Source organism: Pseudomonas sp. MPR-R2A5 (assembly GCF_058793055.1).
In genome coordinates this window covers 1-18,150 of record NZ_JBXAFK010000083.1, presented here as the reverse complement: position 1 = coordinate 18,150, position 18,150 = coordinate 1, and the positions used below count along the sequence as shown (strand labels likewise).

The 18,150-nt window shown below is 61.3% G+C and carries 16 protein-coding genes; 7 read left to right on the top strand and 9 right to left on the bottom strand.

Translation table 11 applies throughout. The features are described 5' to 3' along the window. Nucleotides 1-135 precede the first annotated feature (135 nt). The 8 genes from metE to AC1Q6I_RS33640 all read right to left on the bottom strand — a co-directional run bounded on the left by metE (nucleotide 136) and on the right by AC1Q6I_RS33640 (nucleotide 9,666). Nucleotides 136-2,424, bottom strand: a complete 2,289-nt coding sequence (gene metE, locus AC1Q6I_RS33675; RefSeq protein ID WP_102624752.1) for a 5-methyltetrahydropteroyltriglutamate--homocysteine S-methyltransferase — start codon at nucleotides 2,422-2,424, stop codon at nucleotides 136-138. Between the two features lie 274 nt (nucleotides 2,425-2,698). Next, nucleotides 2,699-4,018 (bottom strand): OprD family porin, encoded by a 1,320-nt coding sequence (locus AC1Q6I_RS33670; RefSeq protein ID WP_102624766.1) that lies wholly within the window; start codon nucleotides 4,016-4,018, stop codon nucleotides 2,699-2,701. A gap of 158 nt (nucleotides 4,019-4,176) precedes the next feature. Next, on the bottom strand, nucleotides 4,177-5,010 hold the full coding sequence (locus tag AC1Q6I_RS33665; RefSeq protein ID WP_102624751.1) for a phosphodiesterase: 834 nt from the start codon (nucleotides 5,008-5,010) through the stop codon (nucleotides 4,177-4,179). Between the two features lie 10 nt (nucleotides 5,011-5,020). Then, entirely contained in the window at nucleotides 5,021-6,052 is a 1,032-nt protein-coding gene (locus tag AC1Q6I_RS33660; protein WP_102624750.1) for an ABC transporter ATP-binding protein, read from the bottom strand. Beyond that, nucleotides 6,049-6,843, bottom strand: a complete 795-nt coding sequence (locus AC1Q6I_RS33655; RefSeq protein ID WP_024075976.1) for an ABC transporter permease — start codon at nucleotides 6,841-6,843, stop codon at nucleotides 6,049-6,051. Before AC1Q6I_RS33655 ends, AC1Q6I_RS33660 begins: the two co-directional genes overlap by 4 nt. Further along, a complete protein-coding gene (locus AC1Q6I_RS33650; RefSeq protein ID WP_069076332.1) occupies nucleotides 6,840-7,658 on the bottom strand; it encodes an ABC transporter permease in 819 nt (272 codons plus the stop codon). Before AC1Q6I_RS33650 ends, AC1Q6I_RS33655 begins: the two co-directional genes overlap by 4 nt. After that, nucleotides 7,659-8,663: an ABC transporter substrate-binding protein gene (locus tag AC1Q6I_RS33645; protein ID WP_102624749.1), complete on the bottom strand. Its 1,005-nt coding sequence runs from the start codon at nucleotides 8,661-8,663 to the stop codon at nucleotides 7,659-7,661. Beyond that, entirely contained in the window at nucleotides 8,647-9,666 is a 1,020-nt protein-coding gene (locus AC1Q6I_RS33640) for a LacI family DNA-binding transcriptional regulator (RefSeq protein WP_024075979.1), read from the bottom strand. Before AC1Q6I_RS33640 ends, AC1Q6I_RS33645 begins: the two co-directional genes overlap by 17 nt. A gap of 354 nt (nucleotides 9,667-10,020) precedes the next feature. On the opposite strand from AC1Q6I_RS33640, the gene AC1Q6I_RS33635 reads away from it, so the two are divergent. Beyond that, nucleotides 10,021-11,118 carry a carboxynorspermidine decarboxylase gene (locus AC1Q6I_RS33635; RefSeq protein WP_069076330.1) on the top strand — a complete coding sequence of 366 codons (1,098 nt, stop codon included), beginning with the start codon at nucleotides 10,021-10,023 and terminating at the stop codon, nucleotides 11,116-11,118. 28 nt (nucleotides 11,119-11,146) lie between these two features. Then, on the top strand, nucleotides 11,147-12,391 hold the full coding sequence (locus AC1Q6I_RS33630) for a saccharopine dehydrogenase family protein (RefSeq protein WP_024075981.1): 1,245 nt from the start codon (nucleotides 11,147-11,149) through the stop codon (nucleotides 12,389-12,391). Between the two features lie 131 nt (nucleotides 12,392-12,522). On the opposite strand, the gene AC1Q6I_RS33625 is transcribed toward AC1Q6I_RS33630, so the two are convergent. Further along, a complete protein-coding gene (locus AC1Q6I_RS33625) occupies nucleotides 12,523-13,302 on the bottom strand; it encodes an IclR family transcriptional regulator (protein WP_069076329.1) in 780 nt (259 codons plus the stop codon). A gap of 216 nt (nucleotides 13,303-13,518) precedes the next feature. On the opposite strand from AC1Q6I_RS33625, the gene AC1Q6I_RS33620 reads away from it, so the two are divergent. The 5 genes from AC1Q6I_RS33620 to mddA all read left to right on the top strand — a co-directional run bounded on the left by AC1Q6I_RS33620 (nucleotide 13,519) and on the right by mddA (nucleotide 17,880). Beyond that, nucleotides 13,519-14,301: an ABC transporter substrate-binding protein gene (locus AC1Q6I_RS33620; RefSeq protein WP_102624748.1), complete on the top strand. Its 783-nt coding sequence runs from the start codon at nucleotides 13,519-13,521 to the stop codon at nucleotides 14,299-14,301. Further along, nucleotides 14,298-14,966 carry an amino acid ABC transporter permease gene (locus tag AC1Q6I_RS33615; protein ID WP_024075984.1) on the top strand — a complete coding sequence of 223 codons (669 nt, stop codon included), beginning with the start codon at nucleotides 14,298-14,300 and terminating at the stop codon, nucleotides 14,964-14,966. Before AC1Q6I_RS33620 ends, AC1Q6I_RS33615 begins: the two co-directional genes overlap by 4 nt. Beyond that, a complete protein-coding gene (locus AC1Q6I_RS33610; RefSeq protein WP_024075985.1) occupies nucleotides 14,963-15,715 on the top strand; it encodes an amino acid ABC transporter ATP-binding protein in 753 nt (250 codons plus the stop codon). The genes AC1Q6I_RS33615 and AC1Q6I_RS33610 overlap by 4 nt, the downstream gene beginning before the upstream one ends. Beyond that, nucleotides 15,712-16,980 (top strand): NAD(P)/FAD-dependent oxidoreductase, encoded by a 1,269-nt coding sequence (locus AC1Q6I_RS33605; RefSeq protein WP_102624747.1) that lies wholly within the window; start codon nucleotides 15,712-15,714, stop codon nucleotides 16,978-16,980. Before AC1Q6I_RS33610 ends, AC1Q6I_RS33605 begins: the two co-directional genes overlap by 4 nt. Before the next feature lie 132 nt (nucleotides 16,981-17,112). Further along, the gene (gene mddA, locus AC1Q6I_RS33600; RefSeq protein ID WP_102624746.1) at nucleotides 17,113-17,880 is read left to right on the top strand and encodes a methanethiol S-methyltransferase; all 768 of its coding nucleotides are present in this window, start codon (nucleotides 17,113-17,115) and stop codon (nucleotides 17,878-17,880) included. Nucleotides 17,881-18,150: the final 270 nt, after the last annotated feature.

Here is an 18,150-nt window from a genome sequence, read left to right as displayed (position 1 = left end):
GTCAACGATAACGCGTGTTCCCTGAATCAACGCGGCGCCTGTGAGTTTTTCGCGAGCAAGCTCGCTCCTACAAAAAAGCCTTTGGGCAAGCCCGCTCGCCACAGGTTACTTGTGCCCTTTCTGTTTTGTGAGGTTTTAAGCCAACTCAGCCCGTAGCTGGCGAGCCGCGGTGACCATATGAATCAACGCCGCTTCCGTCTCCGGCCAACCCCGTGTCTTCAACCCGCAATCCGGGTTCACCCACAAGCGTTCGGCCGGAATGCGCTGGGCCGCCTTGCGCAGCAGGTTGGCCATTTCCGAGGCATCCGGCACCCTTGGCGAGTGGATGTCGTAGACGCCCGGGCCGATGTCGTTGGGGTAGGCGAAGGCTTCGAACGCATGCAGCAGTTCCATGTCCGAGCGTGAGGTTTCGATGGTGATCACGTCGGCATCCATCGCCGCGATGGACTCGATCACATCGTTGAACTCGCTGTAGCACATATGGGTATGGATCTGGGTTTCATCGCGCACGCCCGAGGCGCACAGGCGGAACACTTCGGTGGCCCAGTCCAGGTAAGGCTGCCACTGCGAACGGCGCAACGGCAGGCCTTCACGGAACGCCGCTTCGTCAATCTGCACGATCTGGATGCCAGCGGCTTCCAAGTCCAGCACTTCATCACGAATCGCCAACGCCAGTTGCCGAGCCTGCACTTCGCGACTCACGTCCTCGCGCGGGAAGGACCACATCAGCATGGTCACCGGGCCAGTCAGCATGCCCTTCATCACCTTGTGGGTCAGGCCCTGGGCGTAGCGGATCCACTCCACCGTCATCGCCTTCGGACGGCTCAGGTCACCGAAGATCACCGCCGGTTTTACGCAGCGCGAACCGTAGCTCTGGACCCAGCCGAAGCGTGTGAACACGTAGCCGTCCAGTTGCTCGGCGAAGTACTCGACCATGTCGTTACGCTCGGCTTCACCGTGTACCAGCACGTCCAGGCCGAGGTTTTCCTGGACCTCGACGGCATGCTTGATCTCGCTGTGCATCGCTTCGACGTATTCGGCTTCGCTCAGCTTGCCTTGCTTGTAGGACTGGCGCGCCAGGCGGATCGACGCGGTTTGCGGGAACGAACCGATGGTGGTGGTGGGGAACAGCGGCAGGTTGAGGCGCGCACGCTGCTTGTCGATACGCTGGGCAAACGGCGACTGACGTTGGCTGTCCTGGGCGGTGATCGCTGCCACGCGAGCTTGCACGGCGGGCTTGTGAATACGCCGCGAGGTCGCTCGGGCAGCCTGTACGGCGCGGCTTTGCGCCAGGGCGGCGAGCACATCGGGGGCTTCGGGTTCGTTCACCGCGCGGGCCAGTACCGCGACTTCGGCACACTTCTGCACGGCGAACGCCAGCCAGCTTTTCAACTCGACATCCAATTGGTCTTCGCGGCCCACGTCCACGGGGCTGTGCAACAGCGAACAGGACGGCGCCACCCACAGGCGATCGCCGAGTTTTTCATGGGCATGCTGCAAGGTCGCCAGGGCTTTCTCCAGGTCGCAGCGCCAGACATTGCGGCCATTGACCACCCCCAGGGACAACACCTTATAGGCCGGCAGGCGATCGAGGATGGTCGGGTACTGGTCCGGCGCACGTACCAGGTCGATATGTAAACCGTCGACCGGCAGGCTAGCCGCCAGGCCAAGGTTCTCTTCCAGGCCGCCGAAATAGGTGGCCACCAGCTTTTTCAGCGGGTCGCGCTGGATCAGGTTATAGGCGCGCTCAAATGCGTTTTTCCAGGCCTGTGGCAGGTCGAGGACCAGGATCGGCTCATCGATCTGCACCCACTCCACGCCCAACTCCGCCAGGCGCTGGAAGATCTGGCCGTACAACGGCAGCAGGCGCTCGAGCAGGTCGAGCTTGTCGAAGTCACCGCCCTTGGCCTTGCCCAGCCACAGGTAAGTCAACGGGCCGATCACCACCGGCTTGACCGTATGCCCCAGCTCACGGGCTTCCTGCACTTCCTCGAACAGCTGGTCCCAGCCGAGGTGGAACTGCTGGTCAACGCTGAACTCGGGTACCAGGTAGTGGTAATTGGTGTCGAACCACTTGGTCATTTCCTCGGCGTGCGCACCGCCACAACAGCTGTCGCTGACGCCACGGGCCATGCCGAACAGGGTGTGCAGGGTGGCCTGGCCATCGGCGGGACGGAAACGCTCGGGGATCACGCCGAACATCAGCGAGTGGGTCAGCACCTGGTCGTACCAGGCAAAATCGCCGACAGACAACAGGTCAATACCGGCCTGCTGTTGCAACGCCCAATGGGTCTTGCGCAGCTCACGGCCGACAGCCCGCAGGCCAGCTTCGTCGAGTTCGCCCTTCCAGAACGCTTCCTGCGCTTTTTTCAGTTCACGATCGCGTCCAATGCGCGGAAATCCGAGGGAATGAGCGACTGCCATGACTTACAACTCCACTGTAGGTATTAATGGCAGGCATTGTCGGTAGACGGAGATAGTGAAACAAACTCATTTTATTCCTGATGATCACAAGATTCACTCATGTTAATGCGGCCATGCCACACTCGTGGCGCCGGGCAGCCTGAACATGCCCCCTTGTAGGAGCGAGCTTGCTCGCGAAGAACGCCAACGATCACGCGGGCTGCGTGACGGTCCGCGGCGCACTTAGGTTTTTCGCGCGCAAGCTCGCTCCTACAGGGGGGATCCGCTCGGCCGGTTACATCAACGGAATCGAGTAATTCACAAACACCCGGTTCTGATCCTGGTCCCGCGCGACCTCGCTGCGCGACACGCCGTTGCGCCAGCCGAACCCGACGTTCTTGAAGGTGCCGCCCTGCACCACGTAGTCCAGGCCGATATCCCGTTCCCACTCGCTGGCGTTATTGCCGCTGGCGGTGAGGATATGGTCACCTTTCAAATACATCATCGACGCCTTCAAACCCGGCACGCCCAGCGCTGTAAAGTCATAGGCATACTGGGCGAAGGCGGTGCGTTCGCCGGCCTGGATAAAGGTCTGCACCGTACGGTCGGTGTAGAGGTACAGGCTCGAACCGCCCTCCCCTTTGTTCGCCAGGCCGCCTTGGTTGAGTTGGGCAAAGTTGCTGTCATCGGACACTTGCTGGTAACCCGCGGTAATCGCATGCGGCCCCAGGGAGTAAATGAAGGCTGCACTCCAGGTGTTGTTGTCGATTTCACCGCTGCCGTTTTTGGTATAGCCGCTGAACTTGTAGCCTTCGACACGCCCCGCGGCGCTGCTGTTTTTGCCGTCCGAGGTGGTCTTGAAGTAACGCAGGTCGGTTTTCAATGAGCCGTAGTCACCCAACGGCAACACGTGGATCAACCCGGCGAAGTGTTGCTGGTAATAGTCTTCGAGGTTGGCGTAGTAGTACTGGACCATCAGGTCCTTGGTCAGTTGGTAGTCCGCACCGGCGTAGGTGAATTTATTGCTTTCGCGGGTGCCGCCGGCTGCTGCCAGGCCACTGCTGTCGCTGGAGCCGCGCCCCGTGGCGTGCTGGAGCTGGCCGCCGATCAAGGTCAGGTTGTCGATGTCTTTGCTGGTCACCTGGCCGCCTTCGAACGATTGCGGTAAGAGGCGGCCGTCGTTGCTCACCAGGATCGGCAGGGTCGGGCGCAGGTAGCCGTAACGCGCTTCGGTCTTGGCGAAACGCGCCTTCGCGGTGGCACCGCCACGGGCCCAATTGTCGGCGGCCTTGCCGTCATCGTTGGGGATCATCGAACTGCCCACATGGCGACCGGCGCCGCTGTCGAGGGTCACGCCGAGCATGCCGATGGCGTCCAGGCCAAAGCCGACGGTGCCGTCGGTGAAGCCCGACTGATAATTGAGGATGAAGGCCTGGCCCCACTCTTCGGTCTTCGACGGTGCCGCCGTGCCGTCGCGGTTGTCGTTGTTGAAGTAGAAGTTACGCATACTCAAGTTGGCTTGGCTGTCGCTCAAAAAGTCAGCAGACGCCAAGGGGCTCAGGGCAATACCCAGGCCACCGGTCAATACACTCAATACATTCAACGTGGCTTTCATCAGGACGAACTCCGGCGCGGAATCCAAGTTCCGGGCGCAAAAAATGGGCAGCAGGATGCCGTCGGCCAAACGTGACGTTGGCCGGGGCGTTAACGGTTATTCAGTTGCTTAGTGCTTAGTTAGTTACCTGGTTGAGTGAAGTGAAACCTCCGTAAACCTCAGTCAATCAATCCATGAGCGTCATAGAACGGATACGGCCCCGGGTAATCCCCGAACACGCCGTTGTGGCTGATCAAGCCGTGTTGCGCATCCCAGCGATGCAACAAATACCCCGCCGGTTCCAGGTTGAAATGCGCGGGCGCGGCGTCTTGCAGGTCCAGCACGATCTGATGGGAGGTGCCGGGACACACACAACTCAAGCTGCCGCCAAAGCGCCGCTGCATCGGCCGGTGCAGGTGCCCGCACAACAGGCGTTCCACTTGCGGGTGGCGCGCCACGACGCGCTCCAGCGCGGCGGCGTTGATAAAGGGTTCGCGGTCCATATGGCCGATGCCGCTGACAAACGGCGGATGGTGCAGGATCAGCAACGTCGGCGTGTCAGGACGTCGCGCCAGTTGCTCATCCAGCCACTGCAATTGGCTGTCCAGGAGCTGGCCGCCATGCCCACCGGGGATAGTCGAGTCCAGGCCGATGAGGCGCAGCGGATGCTTGTCCACCACCCAGTCCAACGGCTGCTCTGCCGACAAAGGCAAATAGGCATGATCGCGGAATGCGTCGAGCAACGGCCCGCGGGTGTCGTGGTTGCCCGGCACCAGGTAGCACGGCATGTGCAGGCGCGCGAGTTCAGGGTGCAGCACGGCGTATTCATCGGCGCGGCCGAAGTCCACCAGGTCACCGCTGACCACCACAATGTCGGGCCGTGGGTGGCTGGCGTTCAAATGGTCGACGGCACGGCGCAGTGCGCCCAAGGTATCGACAACCCCATAGGTCAGGCGCTGGCCGGCTTTAAGGTGCAGATCGCTGATCTGTGCAACAAGAAACGGACGCTTCAAAAGTCGACTCTCACGCATTCAGGGTAAACAACATGTGTGGCGCAACGGCCAAGGCAATCGGCGCGCCGACGACATGCAGCTGGTTGTCGCTGCTGTCCACCAGCAGCGGTTGCTGGCCACCCACATCCACCAGCAGGCGGCTCTGGGCGCCCTGGAAGAACTGCGCGAGCAGATGCCCGTGCAGGTGCCCTTCGCTCTCCATCACCCGTAGGTGTTCGGGGCGGCAGTACACCGTATTGGGCATGTCGGCGGCCCGCCACGGCAGCTCGCCGCCGCAGACTTTCAGGCCATGGGCGGTTCGCGAGGTGACGGCAAAGGCATTGAGGTTGCCGACAAAACCGGCGACGAACGCATTGGCCGGTTTCTGGTAGATCTCCCGTGGGCTGGCCAGTTGCGCGACACGGCCGTGCTCCATCACCAGGATACGATCGCCCAGGGCCATGGCTTCGCCCTGGTCGTGGGTGACAAATACCGAGGTGATACCAAGGCCGCGCAGCAGCTCATTCAGCTCGCTGCGCAGGCGCTCGCGCAACTGCGCATCCAGGGCCGCCAGCGGTTCATCCAGCAACAGCACTTTGGGGCGTGGTGCCAAGGCACGGGCCAAGGCCACGCGTTGACGCTGGCCACCGGACAATTCGTGGATACTGCGTTTGCCGTGATTTTGCAGGCCCACCAGCTCGAGCAATTCCTCGCAGCGCTTATTGCGCACCAGTGGCGACATGCCGCGAATCTTCAAGCCGTAGACGATATTCCCCGCCACATCCAAGTTGGGAAACAGCGCGTAATTCTGGAACACCATGCCCACATCGCGGCGCTCAATGGGCAGGCAGGTGACGTCCTGGTCGCCGAACAACACCTGGCCCACATCCGGGCGTTCCAGGCCGGCGATCAGGCGCAAGGTGGTGGTTTTGCCACAGCCCGACGGGCCGAGAATCGCCAGGGTTTCACCGCCTTCGACGGTCAGGTCCAGGTCATGCACCGCCACGGTGCCGTCGGCGAAAGCCTTACGGCAGCCCTTGAGACGAATAGTGATAGCAGTCATCGACGCTCTCCACGGGACAGACGCGCACTGATGGCCTGCAACGCAATCAACAGCGGCACGATCATCAGCAAAAAGATAAGGGTGTAGGCGCTGGCGATTTCCAGGCGCGCCGAAGCGTAGCTGTCGGCCAGGCCCACCGGCAGGGTCTTGGTCATCGGTGTATGGAGCATCCAGGTCAGGTTGAATTCACCCAGCGACAAGGTCACCACCATCAGCACGCCCGCCAGAATCCCTGCCCGGCAGTTGGGCACTACCACGCTGAAAAAGCGCTTGATCGGCCCGGCGCCGAGGCTGGCCGCGGCCTCTTCCAGCACCGGCAGTTGCTGGCGTTGCATCACCGCCATCACCGGGCGTACCAGGAACGGCAAGGTAAACAGCACATGGCCAACCAGGATGAACAGCCAGCTGCTACGAAAGCCGCCGAACTGGCCATAGGTCAGCAGCAAGGCCAGCGCACTGGCCAGGCCCGGCATGGCCACCGGCAGCACCATCAGTTCCTCGAAGGCGCGGCTGAAGCGGTTGTTCATGCGTACCAAGGCATAGGCCGCCGGTACGCCGATCACACACACGCACACTGCGCACGCCACGGCCAATTGCAGCGACAGCCATACGGTGGGCGAATAGGCCTGCCACACCTGGATCAACCAGTCGAAGGTCAGGCCGCTGGACAGGCCGACAAAGAAATTGCGCGTCAACCCGGCCAGCAATGACATCAGCACCGGCACCAACATGAAGGCGCACACCAGCAAAGTGAACAGCAGTTGAATCACAAACAGCGATGATCGCTTCACAGGACCGTCCCCGCGTTTTTCACCAGGCGTCGCGTCAGCAACAGGACCGCCCAGGTCACCGCACCGAGCACCACCGACAGCGCGGCGGCCACGGCGAAGTTGGCATAGTTGGTGAACACGTTGTAGATCGCCACCGGGGTGACATTCAGGCGTGTGCCCAAGGTGAACGCAGTGCCGAAGGCGCCCATGGAGGTGGCGAAACAGATCGCCCCACACGACGCCAGCGCCGGCGCCAGGCCCGGTACGATCACGTCGCACACCACGCGCCAGTGCCCGGCCCCCAGGGAATGTGCGGCTTCCTCCAGGCTGCGGTCGAGGCTTTCGCACGCCGCCATCACCGTGAGGATCACCCGCGGGATCGAAAAGTACAGATAGCCGACAAACAGCCCGGCCAGCGAGTAGGCAAAGATCCAGCGTTCACCGGCCAGTTGCAGGCCCAAAGAGGCCAGCAACCCCTGGCGCCCGGCCAACAGGATCACCAGGAAGCCCACCACCACGCCCGGAAACGCCAGTGGAAACGTCAACAACGCCACCAGCGCCGAGCGACCGAAAAAACGCTGGCGCGCCAGGAAGACGCCGCTGATGCCGCCAATCAACAACGCCACCAGTGTCACGAAAACAGCAAGCGCGCAGGTTTGCGCCAGGCTGCCCAAATACTGCGAACTGCTCAGTACCTGCCAATAACCACTGCCATGGCTGTCACGGCTCTCGGCGCCGAGCACCATCAAGTGCGCCAACGGCAACAGCCAGAACGCGAGCAGCACTGCAAAGGCCGGGGCCAGCGCCCAGGCTGCATGTTTTGCCGATGCGGCCACTTACTTGACCTCGTTCAGATAACGGGCGGCAAAGGCTTCCTGCACAGCGGCCATTTTTTGGTAATCCACCACACCGGCACGCGCATAGTCACTGTCAGGCAGGAACTGGGCGGCGACCTCGGCGGGCATCTTCATCGGCCGTACCGGGCGCAGGTAAGCCTTGGCCCAGAGTGCCTGGCCTTCGTCAGACAGCACGAAGTCGAGGACCTTTTCAGCGTTGGCGCGATGGGGCGCGTTGGCGACCAGGCTCATCACATAGGGCACGCTGATGCTGCCTTCCTGCGGGATCACGAAGGCGACGTTGGCCTTGTCCTTGTAGCGGGCGCGGTAGGCGTTGAAGTCGTAGTCCACCAGGATCGGCAACTCGCCGGACAGCACCCGCGCATAGGCAGTTTGCTTGGGCACGATGGGGGCGTTTTTCGCCAGTTTCTGGAAGTAGTCGATGGCCGGGGCGAAGTTATCCAGGTCGCCGCCCAGGGCGCGGTTGATCGCCACGGCGGATACATAGCCGACAAACGCGCTGGATGGATCGAGGTAACCGACCATGCCTTTGTATTGCGGCTTGAGCAGGTCTGCCCAGCTTTGCGGCACCGGCAGGCCGCCCAATGCATCGACGTTGACCATGATACCCAAGGTGCCGGAGTGGATCGCGAACCAGTGGCCGGCGGGGTCTTTCAGGCCGGCGGGAATCTGCTCCCAGCTCTTGGGCTTGTAGGTGTCGACCACTTCGGCCTTTTGCGCTTGCAGGCCGAAGGTCACGCCGTAATACACCACGTCGGCGACCGGCGCGGCCTTTTCGGCGACCAGTTGCGCCAGGGATTGGCCGGAGTTCTTGTTGTCCAGGGGCACTTGCACCCCGGTACTGGCGGCGATGGCCTTGAGTTGCGTGCCCCAGTCGGCCCAGTCCGGCGGGCAGTTGTAGCAAATCGCGGTATCGGCGGCCTGGGCCAGGCTGGCCACACCGCACAGCAGCACAGCTGCCAGGGTTTTACTGAATGCGCGCATCAAGAGTCTCCTCATGGGGTTGAGTGCTTTCGCCCGGCCGGACATGGCAAGGCAGGCAATGGGAAATCGGGGCATTGCCGGCGATCTGCGCCAGCAGTTGATCAATCACGGTGCTGGCCAGCAGTGCGATGGGCTGCACCACACTGCACAGGGTCGGGTGCATCTGGGTGCCGAGGGCAATGCCGTCGAACCCCATCACGGACAGTTGCTCGGGCACATTCCAGCCGTTGCGACGCAGTTCGGCGATCAGGCTGATCGCCAGGAAATCGTTGGAGCACACCAACGCAGTCGGCGCCTCGGGGCCGCGCAGGAACGGCTCGATCGCGGCGAACTCGGCCTGGGTGTGCGCCGGCATTTCGATCACTGCGCGGCTTTTGAGGGCGTATTCCTTCATCGCATCGCAATACCCGGCGTAGCGCAGGCGTGCGCGGTCGGACTGCAAGGCGGGGCCGGCGACCATGCTGATGCGTCGATGACCGGCCTCCAGCAGGTAGCGCGTGGCCAGGGCCATGCCCGCGCGGTTGTCCACCGATACGGCGCTGTAGTTAGGGTTGCTCGGTTGGTGATAGGCCAGCACGAACGGGGTTTTTTCGGTATTCAGGCTGCTGAGCACGCTGTTGCTTTCGGCATCGGTGACCGTCAGCACCAGGCCGTCGACGCGCTGGCGCAGCAACTCCTCCACCACAATGCATTCGCGCTCGCTGCTGTAGTCGGTGGTCGCCAGCACCAGGCTGTAGCCACGCAACCGCGCAGCACGTTCCATGGCCTGGAACTGTTCGGCGAACACCGGATTGAGCAGGTTGGGCACCACCACGCCGATCAACTGGGTGGTTTGCAGGCGCAGTTGGCGGCCCAGCAAGTTGGGCCGAAACCCCAACTCACGGGCGGCGGCGAACACTTGTTCACGGGTCGCCGGGCGCACCTGGTCAGGGGAGGCAAAGGTGCGGGCGGCGGTCGCGCGGGATACGCCAGCCAGCCGCGCAACGTCTTTCAGGTCAGTCATGTTCACTCGCTTGAGATCGATCTCATTGGCGAGGACAGTAACGGGGGAATGTGGCAGGAAGGTGGTGGGGAGATGACAGTTTGATGGCAGTGAAGCACAGTCACATAGGCCAACATGTGGGAGGGGCTTGCCCCCGATAGTGGTGGATCAATGAAGAATAGGCTGGCTGAAGCACCGCCATCGGGGGCAAGCCCCCTCCCACATTAGCGCGGTGTCCATGCATAGATAGTCATACTCAGTGGTTAGGATCGTAAAGCTGGCGCAGCGAAATCCGCCGGCTAACCTTTCGATTCGATCCAAGTGCGGGCACAATGCGTGTCCTTTTTTGGCAGGCACCGCCGCAGGCTCTCAAAAATGATCAAAACGCCGTACTACCTCATCGATAAACAGAAGCTTCTGGTCAACATGCAGAAGATCGCTTACGTGCGCGAGCAGTCCGGCGCCAAGGCCCTGCTGGCGCTCAAGTGCTTTGCCACCTGGTCGGTGTTCGACCTGATGCAGGAATACATGGACGGCACCACCTCGTCGTCGCTGTACGAGTTGAAGCTCGGTCGCCAGAAGTTCGAAGGTGAGGCACACGCCTACAGCGTGGCCTGGGCCGACGATGAAATCGAAGAGATGCTGGTCAACTGCGACAAGATCATCTTCAACTCCATCAGCCAGCTGCAACGTTTTGCCGAGCGCTCCGAGGGCAAGACCCGTGGCCTGCGCGTCAACCCGCAGGTGAGCAGCTCCGACTACCTGCTGGCCGACCCGGCGCGCCCGTTCAGCCGCCTGGGCGAATGGGACCCGGTGAAGATCGAAGGCGTGATCGAGCAGATCTCCGGCTTCATGTTCCACAACAACTGCGAGAACGGCGACTTCAACCTGTTCGACCAGATGCTGAACACCATCGAAGAACGCTTCGGCGCGCTGCTGCACAAGGTCAACTGGGTCAGCCTCGGCGGCGGCATCCACTTCACCGGTGAAGGCTATGCCATCGACGCCTTCTGCCAGCGCCTCAAGGCGTTCTCGCAGAAGTACGACGTGCAGGTCTACCTGGAGCCCGGCGAAGCCGCGATCACTAACAGCGCTTCGCTGGAAGTCACGGTGCTCGACACCCTCTACAACGGCAAGCACCTCGCCGTGGTCGACAGCTCCATCGAAGCCCACCTGCTGGACCTGCTGATCTACCGCCTCAACGCCAAGCTGGCGCCAAGCGCGGGTGAACACACCTACATGGTGTGCGGCAAATCCTGCCTGGCCGGGGACATCTTTGGCGAGTATCAATTCGATCGTCCGCTGGCCATCGGCGATCGGCTGTCGTTCATCGACACCGCGGGCTACACCATGGTCAAGAAAAACTGGTTCAACGGCCTGAAAATGCCGTCCATCGTAGTGAAACAACTCGACGGTACAGTCGAGGTGGTTCGTGAATTTGGTTACGACGACTACCTGTCCAGCCTTTCGTAAGCTGGCGGATAAAGGAGAGATAAAGCAATTGAAAAAGAACGTTCTTATCATTGGTGCAGGAGGTGTCGCCAAGGTGGTGGCCCACAAGTGCGCGCAGCACAACGACGAACTCGGTCGTATTGCTATCGCGTCGCGCAACATCTCCAAATGCCAGGCCATCATCGACAGCGTCAAGGCCAAGGGTAGCCTCAAGGTACCCGCCGATATCCAAGCCTTCGCGCTGAACGCCCTGGACGTGGAAGCGACCAAGGCCCTGATCCGCGAGACCGAATCGCAGATCGTCATCAACGTAGGTTCCGCGTTCCTCAACATGTCGGTACTGCGTGCCTGCATCGACACGGGCGTCGCGTACCTCGACACCGCCATCCACGAAGAGCCGGGCAAGGTCTGCGAGACCCCGCCGTGGTACGGCAACTACGAATGGAACCACCTGGAAGAGTGCAAACAGAAGAACATCACCGCCATCCTTGGCGTGGGCTTCGACCCGGGTGTCGTCAACGCGTACGCCGCGCTGGCGCAGCAACAGCATTTCGACCGCATTGATTCGATCGACATTCTCGACGTCAATGCCGGCTCCCATGGCAAATACTTCGCCACCAATTTCGATCCGGAAATCAACTTCCGCGAATTCACCGGACAGGTGTGGAGCTGGCAGAACAGCCAGTGGACCAGCAACACCATGTTCGAAGTCAAGCGCACCGACGACCTGCCGGTGGTCGGCTCGCAGAACCTCTACCTGACCGGCCACGATGAAGTGCACTCGCTGTCGAAAAACCTCGACGTGCCCAACGTGCGTTTCTGGATGAGCTTCGGCGAGCACTACATCAACGTATTCACCGTGCTGAACAACCTCGGCCTGCTTTCCGAAAAGCCGGTGAAAACCGCCGAAGGCCTGGAAGTGGTGCCGTTGAAAGTGGTCAAGGCCGTACTGCCCGACCCGTCCTCCCTCGCCCCCGGCTACACCGGCAAGACCTGCATCGGTGACCTGGTCAAAGGCACCAAGGATGGCCAGCCGCGCGAAGTGTTCATCTACAACGTGGCGGATCACGAAGAAGCCTTTGCCGAGACTGACAGCCAGGGCATTTCCTACACCGCCGGCGTTCCACCGGTGGCTGCCGCCCTGTTGGTTGCCCGCGGTGAGTGGGATGTAAAGCGCATGGCCAACGTTGAGGAATTGCCAGCTGAGCCATTCCTCAAGGCGCTGGACGTGATGGGCTTGCCGACGCGGATCAAGGACGAGCACGGTGATCGGGCCTGGGATGCGATTGCCTGATAGGCGATAGCAGACCGAACCAACATGTGGGAGGGGGCTTGCCCCGATAGCGGTAGATCAGTCACAGCTGTATTGACTGACACACTGTAATCGGGGCAAGCCCCCTCCCACATTGGGTTTCAGGGTGTCTGTTATTCCAGGTTCCGGGCTGAGTTGCTCAGTGCCCTTGAGCATTGCAACAGTGCCGGCGCCAATTGCTTCTCCGCATCCGCCCTGCTCCACCGACTGGTCGGCGCCACCACATGCACCGCTGCCACCGGGCGGCCATTCGCACCGAGCACTGGCGCGCCGATAGTCATGTCGCCCAGAAACAACTCCTGGCCATTCACTGCATAACCCTGCTCTCTCACCAGCTGCAACGAATCCAGAATCCTGTCGACCTCAGTCAATGTCTGGCTGGTGTGCGCAATGCGCTGGCTGTTCTCGATCAACGCCAACGCTTCCTCCTGCGGCAGCGCACTCAAATACGCCCGCCCCGATGCCGTGCAGTACATCGGCACCCGCGAGCCGATGGGCATATGCACCGGCACAAAGCCTGAACTGACGAAGCGCGCGATGTAGGTCATGTCGTAGCCCGCCGGCTCGGTGAGGCACGAGGTCTCGCCGGTCAAGCGCGTGAGTTCCGACAGAAACGGGTTGGCCACTTCGATCAGCGAATGCGCATCCAGATAACTGAAGCCCAACTCCAGCACCCGCGGGGTGAGTTGGTAATGCCGGGTGCGGGAGTGTTTCCGAAGGTAACCCAGGCTTTCGAGGGTAAACACCATGCGCTGGGCGGAGCTTTTGGTCATGCCGGCGGCGTCCGCCACCTCTGCAAGGCTCATGCTACGGCGCTGGGCGCTGAATGCCTTGAGCACCGACAGGCCTTTTTCCAGGGATTGGTTGTGCAAACTGTTGCGTTCTTCGGACATGGCGAACTCACGGGCGGGGTCAGTCAGACGTAGCGATATTTCTACCCTAAATTGCCAAAATAGACCATTAAAAATCGCATACCGATACGAACAGTTCATTTTTTCTATTTTCTATAGCGACATACGATTTTTATTCATCGAAATGGCATAGAGCTTGCGGTTTCATCCGTAGCCGCTAGCGCTACTGACAATCCGTTTTCCTTATGGAGTAACCCGATGAACAGTCTTTCGCCCTTGTTTCGCCGCATCGCCTTCGGTCTGTGCGCCACCCTATGCGTCGGCGTTGTGCACGCCGCCGGTGCGTCCTCGTACAAAGTCGGTGCAACGGCCAGCGGCTCGCCGTTTACCTTCCTCGATATCAAGAGCAACAGCATCCAGGGCGTGATGGTCGATGTGGCCGAGGCCGTGGGCAAGGCTGGCGGCTTTACCAGCCAGATCGAACAGACCAACTTCGCCGCGCTGATCCCCTCCCTCACGTCCGGCAAGCTCGACTTCATCTCCGCCGGCATGCTCAAGACCCAAGAGCGCACCAAGGTCGTCGACTTCAGCGCGCCGGTGTACGCCTACGGGGAAGGCCTGATCATCAGCGCCGAGGACAACGCCGCCTACCCGGACTTGATGCCACTCAAAGGCCAGGTGGTCGGCGTACAGGCCGGTACGATCTTCTATGACCAACTGAACAAGCTGGGCATCTTCAAGGAAATCCGCACCTATGACTCGATCGGCGAGATGGTCCGCGACCTGTCCCTGGGCCGTATCAAGGCAGCGGTCGGTGACCAGCCCGTGGTCGCGTACCAGATCCGCCAGAAGCTGTTCAAAGGGGTAAAACTGGCCCCTGACTACACGCCCGCCAACGTCGGCGAAGTGTGCCTGGTGGTGCGCAAGGGCGACACCGAAACCCTCGCGCGCCTTAACACCGCCATCGCCAGCATCAAGGCCGACGGCACTCTGGACAGCATCCTCAAGAAGTGGGGGCTTGATACCCAGGTGCGCCCATGAACCCGGCCGAATTCCTGCAGAACGCCCAGGACTTCCTGCCGATTTTGCTGCAGGGCGCCTGGGTAACGATCCAGATCACCGTACTGTCGTTCCTGCTCAGTAGCGCGATCGGCCTGGTGCTGGCGTTGCTCAAGTTGTCACCGATCCGCGTGCTGTCGTGGACCGCGAGCACCATCATCAATGTGATCCGTGGCCTGCCAATCATCGTGCAACTGTTCTACATCTACTTCGTGCTGCCGGACATGGGGGTGCACCTCACAGCGTTCTATGCTGGGGTGATCGGCATGGGCATCGCCTACTCGGCGTACCAGGCCGAGAACTTTCGCACCGGCATCATCGCCGTGGAACAGGGCCAGCGCGAAGCCGCCGAAGCGCTGGGCATGCGCTCAGCATTGATGATGCGCCGGGTGATCCTGCCCCAGGCGTTTCGCATCGCGCTGCCGCCCTACGGCAACACCCTGGTGATGATGCTCAAGGACTCGTCGCTGGTGTCGACCATCACCGTGGCCGAGATGACCCGCCAGGGCCAACTGATCGCCTCGTCGACCTTCCAGAACATGACCGTCTATACCCTGGTCGCCCTGCTCTACCTGCTGATGAGCCTGCCGCTGGTGTATGGCTTGCGTCGAATGGAACAGCACCTGGGCCGGAGGAAAAAAGCATGATCGAGATACGCCAACTGCAAAAACACTACGGCAGCCACCGCGTGCTGCACGGCGTGGACCTGGACGTGGCCAAGGGTGAAGTGGTGTGCCTGATCGGTCCGTCGGGCTCAGGCAAATCCACCCTGCTGCGCTGCATCAATGCGCTGGAAGCCTATGACGGCGGCCACATCAACGTGTTCGGCGAAACCGTGCAGCGCGCCAGTAAAACCGTTCACGCCCTGCGCAGCCGCATGGGCATGGTGTTCCAGCGCTTCAACCTGTTCCCCCATCGCACCGTGCTGGAAAACGTCATGGAAGGCCCGGTGTACGTCAAAGGCGAACCGCTCAAGCAGGCCCGCGAAGAAGCCCTGGTGCTGCTGGAAAAAGTCGGCCTGAGTGCCAAGGCCGACGCCTACCCGGAACAGCTCTCCGGCGGCCAGCAACAACGCGTGGCCATCGCCCGCGCCCTGGCGATGAAACCCGAAGCCATGCTGTTCGACGAACCCACCTCGGCCCTCGACCCGGAACTGGTGGGCGACGTGCTGGCGGTGATGCGCACCCTGGCCGATGAAGGCATGACCATGATTGTCGTCACTCACGAAATGGGCTTTGCACGGGAAGTGGCCGACCGCGTGTGCTTCCTGCATGGCGGCTACATCGTCGAAAGCGGCGCGGCCGAGCAAGTGCTGGGCAATCCGCAGCATCCACGTACCCAGGATTTCCTGCGGCGGGTGCTGCACCCCACTGGCGATACGCGGAGCCTGTCATGAAGTCATTGTGGTCGGCGACGGCGCCGTCGGTGATGCCGACGCCTGCGCTGAGTGAATCGGTGAAGGTGGATGTGGCGATTGTCGGTGCTGGCTATACCGGGCTGTCGACGGCGCTGCATCTGGCCGAGCGCGGGGTCAGCGTGTGTGTACTGGAAGCTAACGAACCGGGCTGGGGGGCGTCCGGGCGCAACGGTGGGCAGGTCAACCCGACGCTCAAATACGACCCGGAACAACTGGTGCGGATGCTCGGGCCGGAGCGCGCCGAACCATTGATCTCGACCGTCTCGAACTCGGCGGACCTGGTGTTCAACCTGATCGAAAAGCACGGAATTGATTGCGCACCGGTACGCAAAGGCTGGATGCAGGTGTCATACAGCAAAAAAGGCGTCGCCGGGCTGCACGCACGGGCGGATCAGTGGGCCAGCCGGGGTGTACCCGTGCAGCGCCTGAACGCGGCGGCAGTGGCTGCGCGCATGGGCAGCGAGGCATTTGCCGGTGGCTGGCTGGACGGTCGCGCCGGGGCGCTTCAGCCGTTGGCGTATGCCCGTGGGCTGGTGGGCGCGGCGTCGGCGGCGGGTGTGCGCATTCATGGTCACAGCGCAGTGACGGCATTGCAGCGCCAGGGTGCTGGCTGGCACTTGCAAACCGCTGGTGGTGCGCAAGTGAGCGCCGACCAAGTGGTGCTGGCGACCAATGGCTACAGTGGCAACCTGTGGCCGGGCATGGCGCAGAGCATCCTGGCAGCGAACAGTTTTATCGTCGCCACCAAGCCGCTGAGCGGGCCCGCGGCCGAGAGTATCCTGCCGGGGCAGGAAACCGTGTCCACGGCGCAGCGCTTGCTGTTGTACTTTCGTAAAGACAGTCACGGCCGCTTACTGATGGGCGGGCGCGGGCTGTTCAACGATCCCTCCTCGCCTGCGGATTTCGCGCATCTGGAACGATCATTGGCGTTGCTGTTTCCGCAGTTGGGGCCGTTGGAATTCGAGTATCGCTGGGCCGGGCGAATCGCGATCACCCGGGATTTCATGCCCCACGTACACGAGCCTGCGCCGGGACTGACGTTGGCGCTGGGCTGCAACGGGCGGGGGATTGCGCTGTGTACCAGCCTGGGCCAGCAATTGGCGGGACGGTTATGTGACAGCAAGGCGGAGTTTACCTACCCGGTGACGCCGTTGCAGCGCTTGCCGATGCATGGGTTGCAGCGGTTTTACATTGGTGCGGGGGTGGCTTGGTACAGCTTGTTGGATCGGCTCCATATCAGCTGAATCCTGCTGTCCGCAACGCCGAGAACTGTCAACTCTCACAGCTTACCGTGCACGCAAAACCCGCTAGGCTTAGCCATGGAGTGGCTGACCTGCGGGTTTGCTGTCCATTCATCCTGTGGGAAAGGCACGCTCATGAACCTCGACAACAACCGCACCGCCCGTGCCATCGGATTGGTGTACAGCGCCTGCTGTTACGTGGTGTTCCTGATCACGTGCTTATATTTGATCGGCTTCGTCGGCAACGTGGCAGTGCCCAAGAACATCAACGATGGCCCCCTCGTCGCGTGGCCCGTCGCTGCGCTGATCAACTGCGCACTGATCCTGCTATTCGGCGTCCAGCACACGGTCATGGCACGTACAGGCTTCAAACAATGGCTGGCGGCAATCATCCCGACGTCGGTGGAGCGCTCCACGTATGTACTGCTCAGCAGCCTGGTGCTTGTGCTGATGTTCTGGCTGTGGCAACCGATGACGTTCACCGTTTGGAAGGTTGAAACGACGTGGGCCAAGGCCCTGTTGATTGGCCTGTTCTGGCTGGGCTGGGGCATCGCTTTACTGGCAACCTTTTTGATCGACCACTTCGAACTGTTCGGGCTCAAGCAGGTCATCGACCGTTGGCGCAACCCCACACCGCAGGCGCCAGTATTCAGGACGCCGCTGCTTTACAAGATCGTGCGCCACCCGCTATATCTCGGTTTTCTGATCGCCTTTTGGGCAACGCCGTACATGACGTCTGGGCACCTGCTATTCGCGATAGGGATGACGGTTTATGTCTTCATTGGCGCCAGCTTTGAAGAGAAGGACCTGGTGAGGTTGTTTGGTGAGCGGTATCGCCGGTATCAGCAGGACGTGAGCATGATTTTGCCGTGGTCAAAGACACGCAAAAAAGACCCTGAATAGCCCTTTGTGGCGAGCGGGCTTGCCCCGCGTTGGGCTGCGCAGCAGCCCCAACACACAGCCCCGGAGCTGCCTGGCACACTGATCGACCGACACGGGCGATATGGCGTTCATAGGCCATACAGACATCCATCTGAGAAAAGGGAAAAATCCTGGGCTGCGACGGCAGCGTAGCATTCGCGTTCTGGGTTTGCTCTTCTAGGGAAACTCTGAAAAAAACTTTCTGATTTGGCAAAATACCGCGACCCCACCCACCGAGTTTCCCGATGAAGC

What these genes read in the sequence shown, in the direction of transcription:
- metE (WP_102624752.1), bottom strand. Translation starts at nt 2,424, where the DNA reads ATGGCAGTCGCTCATTCCCTCGGATTTCCGCGCATTGGACGCGATCGT.
- AC1Q6I_RS33670 (WP_102624766.1), bottom strand. Translation starts at nt 4,018, where the DNA reads ATGAAAGCCACGTTGAATGTATTGAGTGTATTGACCGGTGGCCTGGGT.
- AC1Q6I_RS33660 (WP_102624750.1), bottom strand. Translation starts at nt 6,052, where the DNA reads ATGACTGCTATCACTATTCGTCTCAAGGGCTGCCGTAAGGCTTTCGCC.
- AC1Q6I_RS33645 (WP_102624749.1), bottom strand. Translation starts at nt 8,663, where the DNA reads ATGCGCGCATTCAGTAAAACCCTGGCAGCTGTGCTGCTGTGCGGTGTG.
- AC1Q6I_RS33640 (WP_024075979.1), bottom strand. Translation starts at nt 9,666, where the DNA reads ATGACTGACCTGAAAGACGTTGCGCGGCTGGCTGGCGTATCCCGCGCG.
- AC1Q6I_RS33635 (WP_069076330.1), top strand. Translation starts at nt 10,021, where the DNA reads ATGATCAAAACGCCGTACTACCTCATCGATAAACAGAAGCTTCTGGTC.
- AC1Q6I_RS33625 (WP_069076329.1), bottom strand. Translation starts at nt 13,302, where the DNA reads ATGTCCGAAGAACGCAACAGTTTGCACAACCAATCCCTGGAAAAAGGC.
- AC1Q6I_RS33620 (WP_102624748.1), top strand. Translation starts at nt 13,519, where the DNA reads ATGAACAGTCTTTCGCCCTTGTTTCGCCGCATCGCCTTCGGTCTGTGC.
- AC1Q6I_RS33615 (WP_024075984.1), top strand. Translation starts at nt 14,298, where the DNA reads ATGAACCCGGCCGAATTCCTGCAGAACGCCCAGGACTTCCTGCCGATT.
- AC1Q6I_RS33610 (WP_024075985.1), top strand. Translation starts at nt 14,963, where the DNA reads ATGATCGAGATACGCCAACTGCAAAAACACTACGGCAGCCACCGCGTG.
- AC1Q6I_RS33605 (WP_102624747.1), top strand. Translation starts at nt 15,712, where the DNA reads ATGAAGTCATTGTGGTCGGCGACGGCGCCGTCGGTGATGCCGACGCCT.
- mddA (WP_102624746.1), top strand. Translation starts at nt 17,113, where the DNA reads ATGAACCTCGACAACAACCGCACCGCCCGTGCCATCGGATTGGTGTAC.